Source organism: Micromonospora sp. D75 (genome assembly GCF_018070405.1).
GTDB lineage: Bacteria > Actinomycetota > Actinomycetes > Mycobacteriales > Micromonosporaceae > Micromonospora > Micromonospora chalcea.
Genome location: NZ_JAGPXV010000009.1, coordinates 1 through 19,367 on the forward strand (window position 1 = coordinate 1; position 19,367 = coordinate 19,367).

Annotated in this window: 19 protein-coding genes and 1 pseudogene; 8 read left to right on the top strand and 12 right to left on the bottom strand. The window is 73.1% G+C overall.

The window, feature by feature from the left end:
* Window positions 1–92: 92 nt before the first annotated feature.
* The 3 genes from KBX39_RS01460 to KBX39_RS01470 form a co-directional block, all read right to left on the bottom strand.
* Window positions 93–2,441, bottom strand: coding sequence for a sodium-translocating pyrophosphatase (locus KBX39_RS01460; protein WP_210868813.1), 2,349 nt, complete (start codon window positions 2,439–2,441; stop codon window positions 93–95).
* A 306-nt stretch (window positions 2,442–2,747) separates the two neighbouring features.
* A complete protein-coding gene (locus KBX39_RS01465; protein ID WP_043327241.1) occupies window positions 2,748–3,185 on the bottom strand; it encodes an ATP-binding protein in 438 nt (145 codons plus the stop codon).
* Window positions 3,185–3,535 (bottom strand): STAS domain-containing protein, encoded by a 351-nt coding sequence (locus KBX39_RS01470; RefSeq protein WP_013283649.1) that lies wholly within the window; start codon window positions 3,533–3,535, stop codon window positions 3,185–3,187. Before KBX39_RS01470 ends, KBX39_RS01465 begins: the two co-directional genes overlap by 1 nt.
* Window positions 3,536–3,668: 133 nt before the next feature.
* On the opposite strand from KBX39_RS01470, the gene KBX39_RS01475 reads away from it, so the two are divergent.
* The 3 genes from KBX39_RS01475 (at window position 3,669) to KBX39_RS01485 (ending at window position 7,335) form a co-directional block, all read left to right on the top strand.
* On the top strand, window positions 3,669–6,164 hold the full coding sequence (locus KBX39_RS01475; protein WP_210868815.1) for a DEAD/DEAH box helicase: 2,496 nt from the start codon (window positions 3,669–3,671) through the stop codon (window positions 6,162–6,164).
* Window positions 6,165–6,408: 244 nt separating this feature from the next.
* Complete coding sequence (locus KBX39_RS01480) at window positions 6,409–6,615, top strand: hypothetical protein (protein WP_043327245.1); 207 nt, start codon at window positions 6,409–6,411, stop codon at window positions 6,613–6,615.
* 141 nt (window positions 6,616–6,756) lie between these two features.
* On the top strand, window positions 6,757–7,335 hold the full coding sequence (locus tag KBX39_RS01485) for a hypothetical protein (protein WP_030503750.1): 579 nt from the start codon (window positions 6,757–6,759) through the stop codon (window positions 7,333–7,335).
* Between the two features lie 74 nt (window positions 7,336–7,409).
* On the opposite strand, the gene KBX39_RS01490 is transcribed toward KBX39_RS01485, so the two are convergent.
* From KBX39_RS01490 to ssd, 7 genes and pseudogenes are all read right to left on the bottom strand, one after another.
* Window positions 7,410–7,793 carry an Rv3654c family TadE-like protein gene (locus KBX39_RS01490; protein ID WP_113972184.1) on the bottom strand — a complete coding sequence of 128 codons (384 nt, stop codon included), beginning with the start codon at window positions 7,791–7,793 and terminating at the stop codon, window positions 7,410–7,412.
* On the bottom strand, window positions 7,790–8,164 hold the full coding sequence (locus tag KBX39_RS01495) for a TadE family type IV pilus minor pilin (protein WP_064448478.1): 375 nt from the start codon (window positions 8,162–8,164) through the stop codon (window positions 7,790–7,792). The genes KBX39_RS01490 and KBX39_RS01495 overlap by 4 nt, the downstream gene beginning before the upstream one ends.
* 128 nt (window positions 8,165–8,292) lie before the next feature.
* A complete protein-coding gene (locus KBX39_RS01500; RefSeq protein WP_013283643.1) occupies window positions 8,293–8,460 on the bottom strand; it encodes a DUF4244 domain-containing protein in 168 nt (55 codons plus the stop codon).
* Window positions 8,461–8,482: 22 nt separating this feature from the next.
* Window positions 8,483–9,211 carry a type II secretion system F family protein gene (locus KBX39_RS01505; RefSeq protein WP_064448451.1) on the bottom strand — a complete coding sequence of 243 codons (729 nt, stop codon included), beginning with the start codon at window positions 9,209–9,211 and terminating at the stop codon, window positions 8,483–8,485.
* Window positions 9,211–10,224, bottom strand: a complete 1,014-nt coding sequence (locus tag KBX39_RS33080) for a hypothetical protein (RefSeq protein ID WP_312245372.1) — start codon at window positions 10,222–10,224, stop codon at window positions 9,211–9,213. The genes KBX39_RS01505 and KBX39_RS33080 overlap by 1 nt, the downstream gene beginning before the upstream one ends.
* Window positions 10,221–10,406, bottom strand: a pseudogene (locus KBX39_RS01515) (pilus assembly protein CpaF); the annotation flags it as partial. The pseudogene KBX39_RS01515 and the gene KBX39_RS33080, both read right to left, overlap by 4 nt.
* 115 nt (window positions 10,407–10,521) lie before the next feature.
* Window positions 10,522–11,625 carry a septum site-determining protein Ssd gene (ssd, locus tag KBX39_RS01520; RefSeq protein WP_064448448.1) on the bottom strand — a complete coding sequence of 368 codons (1,104 nt, stop codon included), beginning with the start codon at window positions 11,623–11,625 and terminating at the stop codon, window positions 10,522–10,524.
* Between the two features lie 257 nt (window positions 11,626–11,882).
* On the opposite strand from ssd, the gene KBX39_RS01525 reads away from it, so the two are divergent.
* The 3 genes from KBX39_RS01525 (at window position 11,883) to KBX39_RS01535 (ending at window position 14,142) form a co-directional block, all read left to right on the top strand.
* Window positions 11,883–12,599 (top strand): hypothetical protein, encoded by a 717-nt coding sequence (locus tag KBX39_RS01525; RefSeq protein ID WP_210868817.1) that lies wholly within the window; start codon window positions 11,883–11,885, stop codon window positions 12,597–12,599.
* A gap of 51 nt (window positions 12,600–12,650) precedes the next feature.
* Window positions 12,651–13,616 carry a phosphotransferase enzyme family protein gene (locus KBX39_RS01530; protein ID WP_113972190.1) on the top strand — a complete coding sequence of 322 codons (966 nt, stop codon included), beginning with the start codon at window positions 12,651–12,653 and terminating at the stop codon, window positions 13,614–13,616.
* 115 nt (window positions 13,617–13,731) lie between these two features.
* Window positions 13,732–14,142 (top strand): hypothetical protein, encoded by a 411-nt coding sequence (locus KBX39_RS01535; protein WP_140946281.1) that lies wholly within the window; start codon window positions 13,732–13,734, stop codon window positions 14,140–14,142.
* A gap of 35 nt (window positions 14,143–14,177) precedes the next feature.
* On the opposite strand, the gene KBX39_RS01540 is transcribed toward KBX39_RS01535, so the two are convergent.
* Window positions 14,178–14,909, bottom strand: a complete 732-nt coding sequence (locus KBX39_RS01540) for a hypothetical protein (protein WP_043327259.1) — start codon at window positions 14,907–14,909, stop codon at window positions 14,178–14,180.
* A 512-nt stretch (window positions 14,910–15,421) separates the two neighbouring features.
* On the opposite strand from KBX39_RS01540, the gene KBX39_RS01545 reads away from it, so the two are divergent.
* Window positions 15,422–16,228, top strand: a complete 807-nt coding sequence (locus KBX39_RS01545; RefSeq protein WP_043327262.1) for an HAD family phosphatase — start codon at window positions 15,422–15,424, stop codon at window positions 16,226–16,228.
* A gap of 11 nt (window positions 16,229–16,239) precedes the next feature.
* Here the strand turns inward: KBX39_RS01545 and KBX39_RS01550 are convergent, their stop codons facing one another.
* Window positions 16,240–16,986: an oxidoreductase gene (locus KBX39_RS01550; RefSeq protein ID WP_043327263.1), complete on the bottom strand. Its 747-nt coding sequence runs from the start codon at window positions 16,984–16,986 to the stop codon at window positions 16,240–16,242.
* Between the two features lie 222 nt (window positions 16,987–17,208).
* Between KBX39_RS01550 and acs the strand changes: the two genes are divergently transcribed.
* Window positions 17,209–19,197 (top strand): acetate--CoA ligase, encoded by a 1,989-nt coding sequence (gene acs / locus KBX39_RS01555; RefSeq protein WP_043327265.1) that lies wholly within the window; start codon window positions 17,209–17,211, stop codon window positions 19,195–19,197.
* The last annotated feature ends 170 nt before the right edge of the window (window positions 19,198–19,367 follow it).

Below are 19,367 nucleotides of genomic sequence, written 5' to 3' on the forward strand. Positions count from 1 at the left end.
GTACGACCTCCGGGCGGAACCGCCACCGCTCAGGTTTGCCGGGCACGAGGCTCCCGGCCGGCCGGGACCGGCCGGGAGCCGTCGCGTGGACCTCAGGCGTTGACCGTCTCCGGGCGCTGGTCCGGCTTGCCGGCGTCGCTGTCCGAGTCGGTCATCGCCACGCCCTTGCGCTTGCTGAACACCACGGCCCCCGCGATGATCAGCGCGGCGACCACGGCGATCGTGATGCGCAGCGGGTTGTTCTGGTCGTTGCCCACGCTCCAGGCCACCACGGCCGGCGCGATCAGCAGCGAGACCAGGTTCATCACCTTGATCAGCGGGTTGATCGCCGGGCCGGCGGTGTCCTTGAACGGGTCGCCGACGGTGTCGCCGATGACGGTGGCGGCGTGCGCGTCGGAGCCCTTGCCGCCGTACGCGCCGTCCTCCACCAGCTTCTTGCCGTTGTCCCAGGCGCCACCGGAGTTGGCCAGGAACACCGCCATCAGCGTGCCCGCGCCGATCGCGCCGGCCAGGTACGCGGCCAGCGCGCCCGGGCCGAGGCCGAAGCCGACAGCGATCGGGGCCAGGATGGCCAGCAGGCCGGGGGTCAGCAGCTCGCGCTGGGCGTCCCGGGTGCAGATGTCCACGACCTTGCCGTACTCGGGCCGCTGGGTGCGGTCCATGATGCCGGGCAGCTCACGGAACTGGCGGCGCACCTCCATCACCACGGCGCCGGCCGAGCGGGACACCGCGTTGATGGCCAGGCCGGAGAAGAGGAAGACCACCGCGGCGCCGATGATGAGGCCGACCAGGTTGCGGGGGTTGGCGACGTTGAGCGAGTTGAGGATCTCGTTGCCGACGTCGCTGACGCCCGCGTCCTCGTACGAGGAGCGCAGCGTGTCGGTGTACGAGCCGAACAGCGCGGTGGCGGCCAGCACGGCGGTGGCGATCGCGATGCCCTTGGTGATCGCCTTGGTGGTGTTGCCGACGGCGTCCAGCTCGGTGAGCGTCCGCGCGCCGTGCTCGTCGATGTCGCCGGACATCTCGGCCACGCCCTGCGCGTTGTCGGAGATCGGGCCGAACGTGTCCATGGCGACGATGACGCCGACGGTGGTGAGCAGGCCGGTGCCGGCCAGCGCGACGGCGAACAGGGACAGCGTGATCGAGCTGCCGCCGAGCAGGAACGCGCCGAACACGCCGGCGCCGATCAGCAGCGCCGAGTAGACGGCCGACTCCAGGCCGACGCTGATGCCGGCGAGGATGACGGTGGCCGGGCCGGTCTGCGAGCTCTTGCCGATGTCCTGCACCGGGCGCCTGTTGGTCTCGGTGAAGTAGCCGGTCAGCGCCTGGATCGCGGCGGCCAGCACGATACCGATCACGACCGCGCCGATGGCCACCAGCCGCGGGTTGCGGTCGACGTCGGTCAGCCCGCCCTCCAGCTCGGCGAACGTGGCCGGCAGGTACGCGAACGCGGCGATCGCGACGAGCACCGCGGCGATGAGCGCGGAGAGGTAGAAGGCCCGGTTGATGGCGGTCAGGCCGTTGCGGTCGCTGGCGCGCAGCCGGGTGATGAAGACGCCGACGATCGCGACGAGCACGCCGATGGTGGAGATGATCAGCGGGAAGACCAGGCCGGTCTCACCGAACGCGGCCCGGCCGAGGATCAGCGCCGCGACGAGCGTGACCGCGTACGACTCGAACAGGTCGGCGGCCATGCCGGCGCAGTCGCCGACGTTGTCGCCCACGTTGTCGGCGATGGTGGCGGCGTTGCGCGGGTCGTCCTCCGGGATGCCCTGCTCGACCTTGCCGACCAGGTCGGCGCCGACGTCGGCGGCCTTGGTGAAGATGCCGCCGCCGACCCGCATGAACATGGCGAGCAGCGCGGCGCCGAAACCGAAGCCCTCCAGCACGGTCGGGGCGTCACCCCGGTAGATCAGCACGACGAGCGCCGCGCCGAACAGACCGAGGCCGACGGTGAGGAAGCCGACCACGCCGCCGGTGCGGAAGGCGATCTTCATGGCGCCTTCGCGTCCGCCTTCGCGCTCCCGCGCGGCCGCTGCCACCCGCAGGTTGGCGCGGGTGGCCAGCCACATGCCGGCGCCGCCGATGAACGCGCTGAACAGCGCACCCACCACGAAGAACGCCGAGCGGCCGAGCTTCACCAGCGTTTCGTTGCCGTCGGTGTCGTGCACCGGCAGCAGGAACAGCAGCACGACGGCGATCACGACGAAGATCGCCAGCGTGCGGAACTGCCGCAGCAGGTACGCCGACGCGCCCTCCTGCACCGCGCCGGAGATCTCCTGCATGTTTGTGGTTCCCTTACCGGCCGCCAGGACCGCCCTGGTGAGGGCGGCCGCGAAGACGAGCGCCACCAGCGCGATGACCGCGGCGATGACGACGTACGTCACGTTGGCTCCGGTAAGGGACAGTGCGCCGCCGTCAGCGGCCAAGGTCCCGGACATCTATGTCCTCCTGTACCGAACAACTCGCGCCGGCCGGTGGAGACGCACGGGCCGACGCCTGGATGCGGACTCGCAAGCGCGCGCCAACCCACTCCGGCGGACCGTTCCCGCTGGCTACGGGACGGGATCACTTGCTGACAACCCGGGTACTGTAGCCCTCCGGCGTGGCGAGGGTCACAGGCAGGGGGCACCGTGTCTCGATGATCTTCGTAACTGTGTTATACGAAGAAATCTGATATATGGCCCGGTCAACACGACGAGGCCGCGCTCCCCGTGCGGGGAACGCGGCCTACGTGAACGGAAGGGTCAGGCGCGTCCGGCCGGCCAGGTCATCCGGACCTCGGTGCCGACGCCCTCGTCGACCGGGCGGACCTGGAGGTCCTCCACGAAACCGGCGAGCAGCGCGAAGCCCACCCCGGTGGTGAGCGCGTCCTCGCTCAGCGACTCCTTGGCCAGCTCGTCCGGCCCGAGCGCGGCCAGGCCGAGGCCCGCCTCGATCGGCGCCCGGTCCACCACCCGGACCGTGTAGCCACCGGTGTCGGACATTTCCACGTACACCGGATCCGCCAGGCCGTACTGCCGGTGCAGCGCGACCGCCCGCGTGCACGCCTCACCGATGGCCAGGCGCACCTCGTCCAGCAGGTCCTCGCGTACGCCGGCCCGCCGGGCCACCGCGACGCCGACCAGGCGTGCGGTACGCACGTGCACCGGGGCCGGAGAGAAGGAAAGCTTGACGGTGGCCATCACGCGCCGGTGGAGTCGGCGGCGATGGCCGCGTCGACCGTCGGATGCAGCGGGAAGACCTGGTCCAGGGCGGTGATCCGGAAAATCTTGAGCAGCGGCTCCTTGTCGCAGACCAGGGCGAACGAGCCGCCGGCCGAGCGCAGCCGCTTGAGCGCGCCGACCAGCACGCCCAGTCCGGTCGAGTCGAGGAAGTCCACCCGGCCCAGGTCGACCACCACGTGGCGGGCCCCGCCGTCGATCAGCTCAAGAAGCCGTTCCCGCAGGCGGGGGGCGGTGTAGACGTCCACCTCACCACCGACCTCGAGCACCGTGTGCTCCCCCACGGCGCGGGTCGCCAGCGACAGCTCCATCGGCCCCTCCTCGGTAAACTCTCCAGGGCATCTAACCATCCCCCGTGCGGCCCTCTCGGATCACCGGCCACGCCCCTCCCTTACCCCCACCCTGCGGTTCCCAATTCCGAACACCAGTGCGAGAGTGCAGGACGTGACCGACCACAGCCCCGGCCCGCGGCGTGCTCCGGGTGAGCTGCTGCGCCGGCTGCGGCTGCGGCACTCCACCGACCCGGTCACCCACGTCGAGCGCGTCCCGGCCCGAACCGGCGAGCCGGTCGGGTGGCCCGGCTGGGCGCCGGAGGAACTGCGGGCGGCGTTCGCGCGGCGCGGCGTCACCGCCCCGTGGCGGCACCAGGCCGAGGCCGCCGAGCTGGCGTACGCCGGCAGGCACGTCGTGGTGGCCACCGGCACGGCGTCCGGCAAGTCCCTGGCGTACCAGCTGCCCGCGCTGAGCACGCTGCTCGCCGACCCGCGCGCCACTGTGCTCTACCTGGCGCCGACCAAGGCGCTCGCCGCCGACCAGCTCCGCGCCGTCGCCGGTCTCGACCTCGACGGGGTACGCCCCGCCACCTACGACGGGGACACGCCGCGCGCCGAGCGGGAGTGGATCCGGCGGCACTCCCGGTTCGTGCTGACCAACCCGGACATGCTGCACCACGGCATCCTGCCCGGTCACGCCCACTGGTCCGGGTTCCTGCGCCGCCTCGCGTACGTGGTGGTCGACGAGTGCCACACCTACCGGGGCGTCTTCGGCTCACACGTCGCGCACGTACTGCGGCGGTTGCGGCGGCAGTGCGCGCGCTTCGGGCGTACTCCCGTGTTTCTGCTGGCCTCGGCCACGTCGGGTGACCCGGCGACGGCGGCCGGGCGGCTCACCGGTCTAGCAGTCACCGCCGTCACCGAGGACACGTCGCCGCGCGGCGGCGTGACGTTCGCGCTCTGGGAGCCGCCGCTGCTGCCGCCCTCCGACTCGGCTCCCGACGCCGACCTCGTCCAGGTCCGGCGCTCCGCGCTGCGGGAGACCGGCGACCTGCTCGCCGACAGCGTGGTCGAGGGGGTACGCACGCTCGCGTTCGTGCGGTCCCGCCGGGGCGCCGAGGTGGTCGCCGCGAACGCCCGGCGGTCGCTGGACGAGGCGGTCCCCGGCCTCGGCGAGCGGGTGGCCGCCTACCGGGCCGGCTACCTGCGCGAGGAACGCCGCGAGCTGGAACGGGCGCTGCTGCACGGCGACCTGCTCGGGCTCGCCTCCACGAACGCGCTCGAACTCGGCGTCGACCTGGTCGGGCTGGACGCGGTGCTGATCTGCGGCTGGCCCGGCACCCGCGCGTCGCTGTGGCAGCAGGCCGGGCGGGCCGGGCGTTCCGGCGACGAGGCGCTCGCCGTGCTGGTGGCCCGGGACGACCCGCTCGACACCTACCTGGTGCACCACCCGGAGGCGCTGTTCGGGCGGCCGGTCGAGGCGACGGTGCTCGACCCGGCCAACCCGTACGTCCTCGCGCCGCAGCTCGCCTGCGCTGCCCACGAGTCCCCGCTCACCCCCGCCGACCTTGACCTGTTCGGTGAGGGCGCGAAGGAAGCGGTGGACTCGCTGGTCGAGGCGGGGGCGCTGCGGCAGCGGCCCACCGGCTGGTACTGGCGGCACCGGGAACGCCCCGAGGTCGACCTGCGCGGCGAGGGCGGCGCCCCGGTCTGCGTGGTGGAGGAGTCCACCGGCCGGCTGCTCGGCACCGTCGACGGCGGATCGTCGCACTTCCTGCTGCACACCGGCGCGGTCTACCTGCACCAGGGCGTCTCGTACGTGGTCGACTCACTCGACCTGGCCGACGGGTGCGCGCTGGTGCACGCCGAGGAGCCGGACTGGTCCACCCACGCGCGCGTCGTGACCTCGCTGTCGGTGGTGTCGGTCCGCTCGTACGTGGACGCCGGCCCGGTCGGGCTCTTCCTCGGCGAGGTGGACGTGACCAGCCAGGTGGTGTCGTACCAGCGGCGGCGCATCGTCACCGGCGAGGTGATCGACACCCGCCCGCTCGACCTGCCGGCCCGGGAGCTGCGCACCGTCGCGGTGTGGTTCACGCTCTCCCCCGAGTCGCTGACCGCCGCCGGTGTCGATGCGGCCGACGTGCCGGGCGCGCTGCACGCCGCCGAGCACGCCGCCATCGGCCTGCTGCCGCTGATGGCGACCTGCGATCGCTGGGACATCGGTGGGCTGTCCACCGCCCTGCACCCGGACACCGAGGCGCCCACGGTCTTCGTCTACGACGGGCATCCCGGCGGGGCGGGTTTCGCCGAGCGGGCGTACGGCACCGCCGCCGCCTGGCTGCGCGCCACCCGGGACGCGATCGCCGAGTGCGGGTGCGAGACCGGGTGCCCGTCGTGCGTCCAGTCCCCGAAGTGCGGAAACGGCAACAATCCGCTGGCGAAGGCAGAGGCGGTGAAGGTCCTCGACGTGGTGCTGGTGAATCTCGCCACGGTCGGCGGCCCGGACGCGGGTGCCGACCCGGACCCGCCCACCTCTGGCCCGGAGGCGGACGGCCCGGAGGCGGGTGCCGGCCCGGACGCGGGCGGCCCGGGGAGCGGCGAGGTGTTGCCCCGGCAGGGCGACCGGGTGGCCCGCCCAGCTCAGACGGCCGGTGGCCCACCCGCCTGACCTGGTCCGCGCCCGTCGGGTGGGGCCTCCCGCCAGTTCGGGGAGGTTGCTGTATCGGCGGGTGCTGGACCCCGACACTTCGCCGAACTGGTGTCGATCAAGGTGGGCCGTGGCCCCGGGGGTCTGGTTGGTGGGACGGGTGCATGAGGGCAGGGCCCTCGGGGCATTGATGTATGGGAGCGCTTCCATGCATCATTTCCGGTAGCGCAGGTGACCCCAGACCCGTCCCGCCGGAGGTGCCGCCGTGGCCGACACGATCGCCGAGACCGTCGAGTTGCTCTACACCATCGACCAGGAAAACCTAACCCCCGACCAGCAGATCGCGCTGGGCACCGCGCTGGCCACGCTCGCCCAGGCGGAGCGGCTGGAGCAGATCAACGAGCGCCTGCGCGGCATTCACCAGGTGCTGAACAGTTGGGCGATGAAGGCCACGGTCGACGGCGGTCGTTGACCTTTCGTCGTCGTTCGCCTTGTGGGGTGGGTGGGTGCCCGGAAGCCGGAGGCCCTCGCGAGCGGTGATCCTGGCGCGAGCGGGGGCAAGCGGCGGCGGGCCTGCTGTGCGAGACTCCGGCGACCCCTCGAAGGAGATCTGATGTCGCTCGACAACCTGCAGGCCCATAACCGGTTCATCGTCCGACAGCGGATCCGGATGATGGTCAACCAGTACGAGGTGCACGCCGCGGCACCCGACGGCTCCGAGGCCGGGCTGCTCGCGTTCGCGCAGCAGAAGCGGCTCGCCTTCAAGGAGCAGGTGACCATCTACACCGACGACTCCAAGCAGTACCCCCTTCTCGGGTTCAAGGCCCGGCAGCGGCTCGACCTCGGCGCCACATACGACGTGACCGACCACGCCGGCAACCCGATCGGGCTGTTCCGCAAGGACTTCGCGCAGTCGCTGCTGCGCTCGACGTGGCACGTCGAGCAGCCCGGGCTGCCGCCGGCCACCGGGCAGGAGCGCAGCCTGCCGGTCGCGCTGCTGCGCCGGTTCGTCGACTCGCTCTCCTGGCTGCCGTACCACTTCGACTTCGTGGCCGGTGGCCAGCCGGTGTTCTCGGTCGACAAGAAGTGGGGCCTGCGCGACCGGTACGTCGTCGACATCCACCACCCGCAGATCGACCGGCGCCTGGTCATCGCGATGGCCGTCGGGTTGGACGCGCTCCAGTCCCGCTGACCCCGCGCCACCTTTTCCACCACCCGCCGGCCGAGCCGGGAGCGCCAGCGATCGACGCCCCCGGCTCGGCCGCCTCAACCGTCGGTGTCCCGGGCCGGCCCGGCCCGGGACGTCGCGGTGGCGTCCCGGGTCAGCCCGGGCAGCGGCTCGACACGTACCCGCGCCGTGACGATCAGATCGAGCCCGTCGATCCGGCAGCCGGTCATCCGGCCGCCGTTGGCCGCCACCAGCTCGGCCGCGCGAGCGCACGCGCCCTCGACGCCGTCGAGCACCCGCCCGGCACCGGCGAGCGCCCCGAAGTCCGCCGCGTTGCGGGCCTGGTGCCGAGCACAGCGGGCGGCCCCGAGCGCCGCGCCGAACATCCCGACCAGCACGAACACCAGCCCGATCGCGAGCAGGCACACAGTGGCTCCGCCCCGCTCGGCGGCGGTTCGGCGCGACGCCCGGACGGCCGTCACGGCACCGGCCCCGGCGCGCCGGGTTCCACAGCCGCCGCCGCCTGCCCCGACACGCTCAGTCGCGGCAGCAGCGCGCCGAACGTCCGGACCGGCGCCCGAACCGTCGCCGTGACCCGGTCGCCTGCCACAGTCACCGACACCTCGGCGCCGTCGGGCGCGTACCGCTGGCCGGCGACCTCGCCGGACTCGCCCCGGGCCGCAGCGAGCGCCGCCTCCCGGGCTGCGTCGACGCAGCCGACCCGGGTACCGACCGCGTTCACCGCCGTCAGCCCCGCGACGAGCAGCAGCATGAGCGCCGGCAGGCCGGCCGCCAGTTCGGCGGTGAAGGAGCCCCGCTCGCACGCTGCCCACGAACGTCCCCGGCGGAGCAGGCGGACGAGGGCACGCCCGACCGCCCCGGCCCGGATGCCGGCAGCGCCGCGGATCGGGCCCGCTTCGGCCGGGACGCCCAGCGGGTGCGCCGGAGTGGGAAACCAGCGGTCGGCCCACCGGCGCCGGATCACTTCAGGGCCCGGTCGATGACGGCGGTCAGCGCGGACTGCACGTTGCCGGAGGTCAGCACCTTCAACAGGATGCCGGCGAAGGCGACCGCGGCGAGCGTGCCCACGGCGTACTCGGCGGTGTTCATGCCGGCGTCACCCCGCAGGCGGGTGAGGAGTTTGCGCATGTCGTAGTCCCTTCTCGATGGTTCACAGCACGTCGCCGAGAACAGCGACGATCACCGGCACCAGACCGGCGAGAATGAAGGCGGGCAGGAAGCAGAGCCCGAGCGGCAGCACGATGAGCACGCCCGCGCGCCGGGCGGCCGCCTCCGCGGCGGTCGACCGTTCGGCGCGGAGGTCGTCGGCGAGCCGGGTCAGCGCGCGAGCCAACGCGGCACCGCTGTTCGACGACCGGACCGCCGCCGCGACCACGGGTTCGGCCCCGGCCACGCAGCTCAGGTGCGCCCATGCCTCGGTTGCCGTACCGCCCAGGCCCAGCGTGCGGCCCACCCGGCCGAGCCGGTCAGCGAGCGGACCGCCGAGCGCCTCGGCGACCGCCAGCGCCGAACGGTCGACCGGCGCGCCCGCCCGCAGCGCGGCGGCCAGCAGGTCCGCGGCCAGCGGCAGATCGGCCGTCTCCCGCAGCCGTCGCTCCCGGACGGCGCGCGGCTCGATCCGCCGGAGCAGGCGATCGGCGGCGACACCGGCCAGCAGCCCGAGGAACAGACCGGTCCAGCCGCCGACCACCACCGGCACGGCCAGCCCGGCCAGCGCCGCGCCCAGCCGTACCCGATCCGGCCACCACGCCGGGCGGGGCCGCCGGGGCGCCGGGGCGAGCCGGCGCAACCGCCGGGCCGGGCGGGCCGCCGGAACGGCGACGAGCAGGAGCGACGCGGCGCCACCGAGGCACACGGCGGCCAGCATCTGGCGGGACATCAAGAGGCCCGCCCGGGTGTGACGCCGAGCCGCTCCGCCCAGAGCAGCCCGCCGACCTGCAACGCGACGGCCGCCAGCGCGCTGCCGCCACCTACCGGCGTGTGCAGGAGCACCGCCACCGGGTCCACCCCGATGCCGTAGCCCAGGCCGATCCCGCCCAGGGGCAGCGCGGCGAGCAGCCAGGCGGTCGCCCGGGCCCCGGCGGCCTGGGCGGCGGCAGCGGCGAGCCCCCGGTCGGCGGCGCGGGCGTCGGCCTCGATCCGTTCCAGCAGGTCGGCCAGGGGCGCTCCGGTGCGGTCAGCCAGCGTCCCGGCGGCCCGGGCCAGGCGCGCGACCCGGCCCGGCCCGTCGTCCAGGTCGGCCGGCAGCCCGGCCCGCAGGTCGGCGGCGACGGCGGCGAGCCGGTCGAGGTCGCGGCGGTGCGCGAGCGCGGCCGCCCTTCGGGTACGCCGACGCAGCACCGCCCGGGCCGCGAGGACGCCGTAGGTGGCCAGCGCCAGGGCCGCCACCGGACCGCCGAGCAGCGCCCCGGACACGGCGCCGAGCAGCGCCGCCACGGGTAGCGCGCGTCGAGGCGTGAACAGGACCGGCGGACCGGCGGCCCGGTCGCCGTCCGCCGCGAGCGTCCCCGGGCCGAGGCCGACCCACCGCCGTGCCCGATGCGCCAGCGCGGACGCAGGCCCGAGGCCGGCCCACTCCCCTGCCCGTTGCGCCGGCTCGCGAGCAGGCCCGACGCCGGTCCACTGCCCTGCCCGGTCTGCGGCAGGGCCGGGCTTGATCCACTGATGTGCCGGGTGCCCGGCTCCGGGCCGACGTGGTTCCCGAGCGCGGCCCGGTGGCTGGCCGGACGACTGCGGCCCGGCGTCGAGCGGACGGCCCGAACCGCCTGCCCGCTGGGCCGGGCCGCCGCCCAGAACCGCCAGTCGCCGGGCGCGACCTGCGCGTACCGGCCAGGCGACGGCCGCTGCCGCGACCGCGAGAAGCAGCGCCACCAGCCCGAGCTGCGCGGTCACGACGGTTCCGCCCCGGGCACCCGGAGGACCGGCGGCACCGGCACACCCCGCTGCCGCAGCAGGGCGCCGAGCGCACGGGCCGCCGGACCGGGACCCCGTCCTCGTACCCAGGCCGGAACCACTGTCACCACGCGGTCGGGGCCGTCGGGCAGCAGCAGGCCGATGGAGTCCAGCACCCGTCCCTCGCCGGTTCGGCGCGTACGGCCGAGACGATCGCCGCCGGGGTGACCGGCGTCGCCTCGGCGGCGAACCGGTGCCGGACCCGGACGGCCAGCTCCCCGGGGTCGGCCGGCCCGGTCATGCCGCACCCGCCGCCGACGACCCGACCAGCTCGTCCACGAGCCGCTGACACAGGACGGCGAGTGGGCCCTTGCCGCTCGCGCCCGGCGCCTCGCCCCGCTCCAGTCCTCGGCACAGCCCCGGCTCGGGCCGCAGCGTGCCGGCGAGCGGCAGGCCCAGCGCCCGGGACACCTCGGCCGCGCGGAGCCGGCCGGGCGCCGGGCCGCGCACGATCACCGACAGGTCGACGCAGTGTGGCGCGGCGAGGGCGGCGACCCGGGCCGCCGCGGCTGCCGCCCGCAGCTCGGCCGGTACGACGAGCAGCGCGCGGTCGGCGGCCTGGAGCGCGATCACCGCCGCGTCGTCGAGGTGCCGGGGCAGGTCGAGCACGACCAGGTCCCGCCCGCGACGGCCGGCGTCGACAGTGGCGGCCATCGCCTCGGCCGGCAGGTGCCGCAGGTCCCCGCGATCCCAGGAGAGCACCACCAGGTCGCCTCGACTGGGCAGCGCGCGGACCAGCGACGGCGGGTCGACGCGCCCGTCCGTGCCGGCCAGCTCAGGCCAGCGCAACCCGTCGAGCTGCTCCCACCCGAGTACGAGATCGAGGCCTCCGCCGAGCGGGTCGGCGTCCACAAGCAGCGTGCGCAGGCGTGACCGGGCCGCGGTGACGGCGAGCCCGCCGGCGAGCACGCTGGCCCCGGCGCCGCCCCGCCCGCCGAGCACCGCCACCACCCGCCCCGACGGCGGACCCGCCGGGCCGGCCCCGCATTCGGCGAACCGGTCGATCAGCCAGGGCTCGGCCGCCGGCAGTGTCGCGACGTGCTCCGCGCCGATCAGCTCGGCCAACTCCGTACCCGGATCGAGTTCTCCGGAGCGACCGACCAGGACCGTGCGGGCGCGGCGGGGAAGGCGTGCCCGCAGGCAGGCCGCCGCCTGGTCGGCGCCGATGAGGACCAGCGGCGCCGGCGCCCAGCGGGCCCGGGCGGCCGCCGGGTCGGCGGCCAGTTCGACCTCGGTGCCACCGGCGGCCGCGAGTCGCAACAGCTCGTCGAGAAGGTCGCCGTCGGAGGTGACGAGCAGAGGCAGGCGACGGTACGGCGGGAGCGGAGTGCGGGGCGGCATGGCTGTCTCCCTCGGTCGGACTCGGACGTGCCCGGCAGCCTGCCCGGCCGATGAGCCGAATGCGGGAGATGCGGACTCCCCTGTGGACGGCGGAATGCGATGTGGACAGACCTCGGCGGAGGAGTGGATCTGCTATGTGGCGCGAGGGTTGAGCAGCGAACGCACGGTCAGCCATTGACTACGGGGATGATCAGTAACGGATAATCGGGGACCCCTCGCCGCTCCATGGACGGCACCGGCTTTGCGGATTCGAGGCCATGACCGATTCATCGCATCCCCTCGCGATTCCCCCACCTCCGCGCCACGCGCTGCCTGACGGACCGACCGGCGGCGAGGCCTGGCTGCGCGATCCGTCACCGGCAGCGCTCGCCGCGATCGCGGTCGGGCTCGTGGTAGTGGTGCTCGCCAGCATCGTCAGCGCCTTCGCGACGCCCCGCCGCCCCGACCTTCCACCGCCGATCGAGGGGCAGGCGATCCTGGCATCCCCGGCGCTGTCCAAGGGGGCCGCGGAACCACCGGAGGCGTCCTGGTCGCCGCCGCCGGTGTCGCTCTCCAGCCGCTCCGTCCTGCCCACCCGGACGGCCGAGCCGAGCCGGGCGGCCGCTCCGAGCCGGGTCGCCGCTCCGACCAGTCAGCCGGCGTCGCCGAAGCCCTCCCGTTCCAGGTCTTCGAAACCGCCTGTCGCCGGGCCCGACGAGCTCAGACCGCTGTCGCCGACACACGAACGGAGGCTGCGTTCACACGGTGGCGGACCGGAGACGTTCATCGACTTCGTCAACACCCGGCGGGAGCGCGTCGCCGTCTACTGGCTCAACTACGAGGGCCGGCGCCAGCGGTACGCGCTGCTCGAGCCTGGGCATTCCTACCGGCAGCAGACGTACGTCGGTCATCCCTGGGTGGTCACCGACGAGCGCGGCGGAGCGCTGGTGTGTTTCGAGCCGGCCAGGCACACCTCGCGCGCGGTGATTCGCTGACCCGACCGCAACTCGCTTGCCGGCCGGGACCCCGGCTGCGACGCTCCGGCCGTGATCGACAGACCTGGCGTCGACGAGCCGCTGCTGGCCGCCGAGGTGGCCGCCGCCTGGGCCCTGAGCGTCGCCGACCTCGTGTTCCTGCCGGTGGGGCTCGACGGGAACGCCTGGGCGTACCGGGTGGACACGACCGGCGGTGCGCGGTACTTCCTGAAGCTGCGCCGCGGCGAGTTCACAGGGGCCGCCGTCGCGCTGCCAGGATTCCTCCGCGCGCGAGGCCTCCGGCAGGTCGTCGCGCCGATCGACCTGCCGGACGGCGGCGCCGTACACGGCTTCGAGGGCTACCGGCTGCTGCTCTACCCGTTCCATGAGGGCGGCAGTCTGTGGGCTCGCGGTCTAACCGACCGCCAGTGGATCGGGTACGGCGAGTTCCTGGGCCGGCTGCACCAGGTCACGCCGAGCGCCGAACTCGCCGCCGTCCTGCCGGTGGAGACCTACCGGTCGACCGCGGGCGACCGGCTGCGAACGCTCGGCGATCAGGCCGCGGCGAGCGACGCCCTCGGCGCGTTCTGGAAGCGGTACGGCACCGCGCTGCACCGATTGGCGGACACGGTGGATGAGCTTGCGTCCGGTGTCACGCGCGCTCGGCACGTCATCGCCCACGCCGACATCCACCCGGGCAACCTGATCGCCGACGGCGACGGTCCGCTACACGTCGTGGACTGGGACGCGCCGATGCTCGCGCCGCGCGAGCGGGACCTGATGTTCGTCTACAGCCGGGACTTCGGCGACCACCCGGCCGACGCGCGCCGGGCCGAGCTCTTCCGGCGGGGCTACGGCCCGGTCGAGCCGGATCAGAGGTTGCTGAGTTACTACCGCGGCGAGCGACACCTCGACGATGCCGCCGAGTTCCTTCGCAGCATCCTGAGGCCCGGGGCCAGTCCGGAGTCCCGGGCCAACGACCTGCATTGGCTCACCCGCATCGCCGAGGCCGTCGCCGACCCCGCCTACGCGCCGTGAACAGCTACTCTGGCCGCCCTGCCGACATCTGACGTTGCGAGGTGACGTGCACAAGAGCCCTCGTCCACAGGATTGGACGGTCCGAGGTCTCCCCCTGCCCACCACGCTGGCCACCTTGCTGGAACAGGACCGTTGGCGGCACCCCGGAGACCACGTGCTCCGGAGCGTCATGCCGTGGTTCGAATACCCACTGATGTTCCCCACCAGTCTTGACGGAATGCGGTTCGAGAACAATGCCCTGGACCTCTTCGCCGACGACGCCCCGTTGTCGCAGCTGTTTCGAGTGACCCGCGGCAGCCGCATGAATCGTCCGGTCGCCCTGCCGTGGCTCGATGCCGATCGCGCGGTGTTCATCGCGGTCAACCGGGACCCTGGAGACGATGTAGCCCTCGCGCTCGACTACCGCACCGACGTCGCCGACCCGAGGGTCGTCGCCAGTGACTTCTGGACCGACCCCACCCGATGCTCCTGGCGGCTGGTGGCGCCCAGGTTCACGCAACTCCTCACGGCGCTCGGCCCCACCTGACCGGGCACGCGCCTGCTGGTCCGCCCGTCGGCGGGTCAGGAGCTGATCTCGTGCATCGTTCCGTCCGGTCCCATGCGGTACCTCCGCGGCGGTCCCATGGCTCGCAGTGCCTCCGCATATGCGGCCTGACGGGCGGCCTGTTCCTCGCCGGACGGGTCGCTCACGCGGAAGCCGTGCAGATGAACATCGTCGGGGTCGATGTCGTCGGGGGACGGACGGCCCTCGACGACGAAGCCGAACAGCGCACGCAACGCTTCCTCGCCGAGGTCGAGGGGATGAAACGGCAACGGGTACGGGCCCGGCTCGACGCGATGCTCACCGGCCCAGTACGGCAGCTCGAAGTCGTACGGCTCGCCGATGTTCTCCTGGATGCTGCCGCCGGGCGACAGGCTCAGCGATCTGACCAGTACGCCGTCCTCCCACTCCGCGAAGCCGAGCCAGTCCACGGCAGAGTGCATCCCGTGCATGATGATTCGCCGGCCTGCTCCGGCCAGGCGAAGGTGCTCCGGCAGCTCGGACGGGCGGTCGAGCATGACCCGTCGGTCGCAGTACAGCTCCGCCCCGGCCAGCACGGTGGCGTACGTGACACCGTCCGGCGGGTAGACGCCGTCGAGCAGGGTGTCGTCGTCGGCTGGTTCGACGACGTGGCCGGGGTGGACTCGACGTATCAACGCCTCGACTTCGGCTCGCGCCGATCGCCCGGCGCCACGCAGCGCCGGACGAATGTCGCCGTCAGTAAACGCCAGCAGTGCCGTCTTCGCGCCCACGCCGTTCCTCCCCGTACCGCAGAAAGCCACCTCGGACGATCATGTCGGCCTGCTGGTTCTGCGACAGGGCCTTGAGACCGATCTGCAACCAGGCCGGAGTCCGGGCATCGCGGGAAGCCGTACGGTTTCAGCCCGCCCGATGCCGGGGACGCCACCCGTAGGCGACGGGGAGGGGCTGTGACCTGCGGCGGAACGCTCACGGCGCAAAGGGACGACCCCCGTCGGGGGGAGACGGGGGTCGTCTTGTGGTTCGGCTCCGGGGGGGTCGAGCCGAACCGACTCAGCGGTTACGGGGGGTGCAACCGCCGAGGCCTGCGGCGTCGGGAATGTGAACTCCCGTCGCGAGGACAAGCATGCCGCAGCCGACCCTTATACGTCGAGTGGTGTTCAGTCCACGCAAAGCTAATTTCTTGCACATCAGATGTGACCGCCGTCACTCCTGCGGGTGCTCATCCACTTCCATGACCCTGGGCGGACGCCTCCGCGCCGCTGTCGGGCTAGACTTTCGCGCCGTGGGCCGCAGCGCCGCTTTCTTCGATCTCGACAAGACCGTCATCGCCAAGTCAAGCGCACTGGCATTCGGTCGGCCGTTCTACCGGGACGGGCTGATCACTCGGCGTGACGTGGTCAAGTCGGCGTACGCGCAGTTGATGTTCCGGCTGGGCGGCACCGACGAGCAGACCATGGCCCGCACGCGGGACTACCTGGCCACCCTCTGCAAGGGCTGGCCGGTGGAACAGGTCCGCCAGATCGTCGCGGAGACGCTGCACGAACTGATCAACCCCTATGTGTACGCCGAGGCGGCCGCCCTCATCGAGGAGCACCAGGCCGCCGGCCGGGACGTGGTGCTGGTTTCCGCGTCGGGTGACGAGATGGTCCGGCCGATCGGTGAGCTGCTCGGGATCACCGACGTGATCGCCACCCGGATGGGTGTGGTGGACGGCCGCTACAGCGGTGAGGTCGAGTTCTACGCCGCCGGTCCGAGCAAGGTCGAGGCGGTCAGCGAGCTGGCTCTGGAACGCGACTACGACCTCAGCGACTCGTACGCGTACTCCGACTCGTACTCGGATCGGCCGCTGCTGGAGTGCGTGGGGCACCCGACGGTGGTCAACCCGGACCGGGCGCTGCGCAAGCTGGCGGTGGAGAACTCGTGGCCGGTGCTGGAGTTCCGGCACCCGATTCCGCTGGGCCGCCGCCTGCGTGAGCGGCCGGCCGTGCCGGTCGCGGCCGCGGCGCTCGGTGTCGGAGTCGGCGTGGCCATCGGCATCGCCTGGTACGGCCGGCACCGCCGCACCCGCGCCGCCGCGCCGACCGCCTGACACCCGCGACCTCAGGACGCGGCGAGGATCTCGTCGCCGATGAGCGTGATCTGGTCGGCGCCGACCTCGACAGCCGTCATGTAGTGCCGCAGCCAGGAGCGCAGGCCGTCGGGCGTGCCGGTGGCGAACGCGCCGGCCGCGCCCACGTACTCCGGTTCGCGCTCGCGGTGACCGACGTCGACAGCGACCAGCCCACGGGGGTCGAACCCGGTGGAGATCAGCACCAGCCGGGCGGCGGCGCGGGCCACCACCCCGGACGGGCCGGGGAACGGGCGCAGGTTCAGCAGCTCGCCGTGTACGACGGCGGCCAGCACCAGCGGTGGCACCTTGGTGCCGCCGGCGACCAGGGCGGCCAGGCCGTCGAGGCGGGCCGCGACCACCGGGTCGGCGACCGGCCGGCCCAACTCCTCCTCGGTCACCACGTCGCGGGCGGCGAGCACGTGCAGCCGGGCCAGCACCTGCCGGGGCGCCTTGGGCCAGAGGTCGCTGAGCCCGGGCAGCGCTCCGGCCACCCGTAGCGCGCCCTGCATCACCGGGTCGGTGACGGTGCCGGCGCGTACCTCCTCGCGGTCGTGGACGCGGCCCTCCAGCGCGGCGCTGGCCACGGCGGAGCGGAGGCTGACCTCGGCGGCGACCTGGCCGCCCTGGCGGCGCAGCGCACGGTGCCGGTGGGCCAGGTCGACCCGCTCGCGGGCCTGCTCGACGGCGGGGGCGACGTCGGCGAGCGCGAGCAGCGGGGCGAGCGGATCGGTGGTCACCCCGTCACGCTAGCGACCGCCGGGCTCCCCCCATGCCCGGGGTTGTTAATAAGGGTCCCTTCCTCTACCGGAGGCGTTAACAAGGGGCCCTTCCTTACACCTCGGCGCGAGGGGAGGGCCGCTGGGCGCGCGGTGCGGGGCCGGGCGGTCGCGACCGGGGTACGGCGGGACTAACCTTCCCCGGAGTAGGAGACGCAGGTCACGCGACGAAGGAGTCACCGCATGAGCGAGGCATTGGCCAACTTGCTGAACGAGACGCGCCAGTTCCCGCCGCCGGCTGAACTCGCCGCGAACGCCAACGTGACCGCCGAGGCGTACGAGGAGGCGGCCGGTGACCGGCTGGCCTTCTGGGCGCGTCAGGCCGGCCGGCTGGCCTGGGCCCAGCCGTGGGAGCAGGTGCTCGACTGGTCGAACGCCCCGTTCGCGAAGTGGTTCACCGGGGGCACGCTGAACGTGGCGTACAACTGCCTGGACCGGCACGTCGAGGCGGGCCTCGGCGACAAGGTGGCGATCCACTGGGAGGGCGAGCCGGGCGACACCCGCACCGTCACCTACGCCGACCTGCACCGGCTCACCTGCCAGGCGGCGAACGCGCTGACCGAGCTGGGCGTGACCGCCGGTGACCGGGTGGCGATCTACATGCCGATGATCCCGGAGGCGGCGGTGGCGATGCTCGCCTGCGCCCGGATCGGCGCCACGCACAGCGTGGTGTTCGGCGGCTTCTCCGCCGACGCGCTCACCAACCGGATCCAGGACGCCAGCGCCAAGGTGGTGATCACCGCGGACGGCGGGTACCGGCGGGGCAAGCCGTCGGCGCTCAAGCCGACCGTGGACGAGGCGGTGGCGAAGTGCCCGTCGGTGGAGCACGTGCTGGTGGTGCGGCGTACCGGTGAGGAGGTCGCCTGGTCGGGCAGGGACCACTGGTGGCACGAGACGGTGGAGACGGCGGCGCCGGAGCACGAGGCGCAGCCGTTCGACGCCGAGCACCCGCTGTTCATCCTCTACACCAGCGGCACGACGGCCCGGCCGAAGGGCATCCTGCACACCACCGGCGGCTACCTGACCCAGGCGTCGTACACCACGCACGCGGTGTTCGACCTGAAGCCGGAGTCGGACGTCTACTGGTGCACGGCCGACATCGGCTGGGTGACCGGGCACTCCTACATCGTGTACGGCCCGCTCTCCAACGGCGCCACCCAGGTCATGTACGAGGGCACGCCGGACACCCCGCACAAGGGCCGGTTCTGGGAGATCGTCGACAAGTACAAGGTGACCATCCTGTACACGGCGCCGACGCTGATCCGCACCATGATGAAGTGGGGCGAGGACATCCCGGCCGGGTACGACCTGTCGTCGCTGCGTCTGCTCGGCAGCGTCGGCGAGCCGATCAACCCGGAGGCGTGGATCTGGTACCGGCAGCACGTCGGCCGCGGTGAGCTGCCGGTGGTGGACACCTGGTGGCAGACCGAGACCGGCGCCATCATGATCTCGCCGCTGCCCGGTGTGACCGAGGCGAAGCCCGGCTCGGCGATGGGCCCGCTGCCCGGCATCGTCGCCGACGTGGTGGACGACCAGGGTGAGTCGGTGCCGAACGGCGGCGGCGGTTACCTGGTGCTGAAGGAGCCGTGGCCGTCGATGCTGCGGACGGTGTGGGGCGACGACAACCGCTTCCTGGAGACGTACTGGTCGCGGTTCGGCGCGGGCGCCAACATCGGCGACGAGTGGGTCTACTTCGCCGGTGACGGCGCGAAGAAGGACGACGACGGGCACATCTGGCTGCTCGGCCGGGTGGATGACGTGATGCTGGTGTCCGGCCACAACATCTCCACCACGGAGGTGGAGTCGGCGCTGGTCAGCCACCCGTCGGTGGCGGAGGCGGCGGTGGTCGGCGCGACCGACCCGACCACCGGGCAGGCGATCGTCGCGTTCGCCATCCCGCGCGGCACCGCGGAGACCGCCGGCGACGCGGGCGAGCAGCTCATCGCCGAGCTGCGCAACCACGTGGCGAAGACGCTCGGCCCGATCGCGAAGCCGCGGCAGATCATGCTGGTGCCGGAGCTGCCGAAGACCCGCTCCGGCAAGATCATGCGCCGGTTGCTGCGGGACGTGGCGGAGAACCGGTCGCTCGGCGACGTGACCACGCTCCAGGACTCCTCGGTGATGGAGTTGATCTCGTCGGGGATGAGTGGCGGCAAGTCCGACGAGGACTGACGACAGCCGACCAGGGGGCGGACCGCAGCGCGGTCCGCCCCCTTCGTCGTATCCGGGATCCGCGCCGGTCGATCGGGGGACCCGATCTGACCTGATCGGCCAGAGCACTTTTCCACCACTGTCGATGTCGCTTGTTGTCGGTTACGTTCAGCCGCACCGGCGGATTTCGA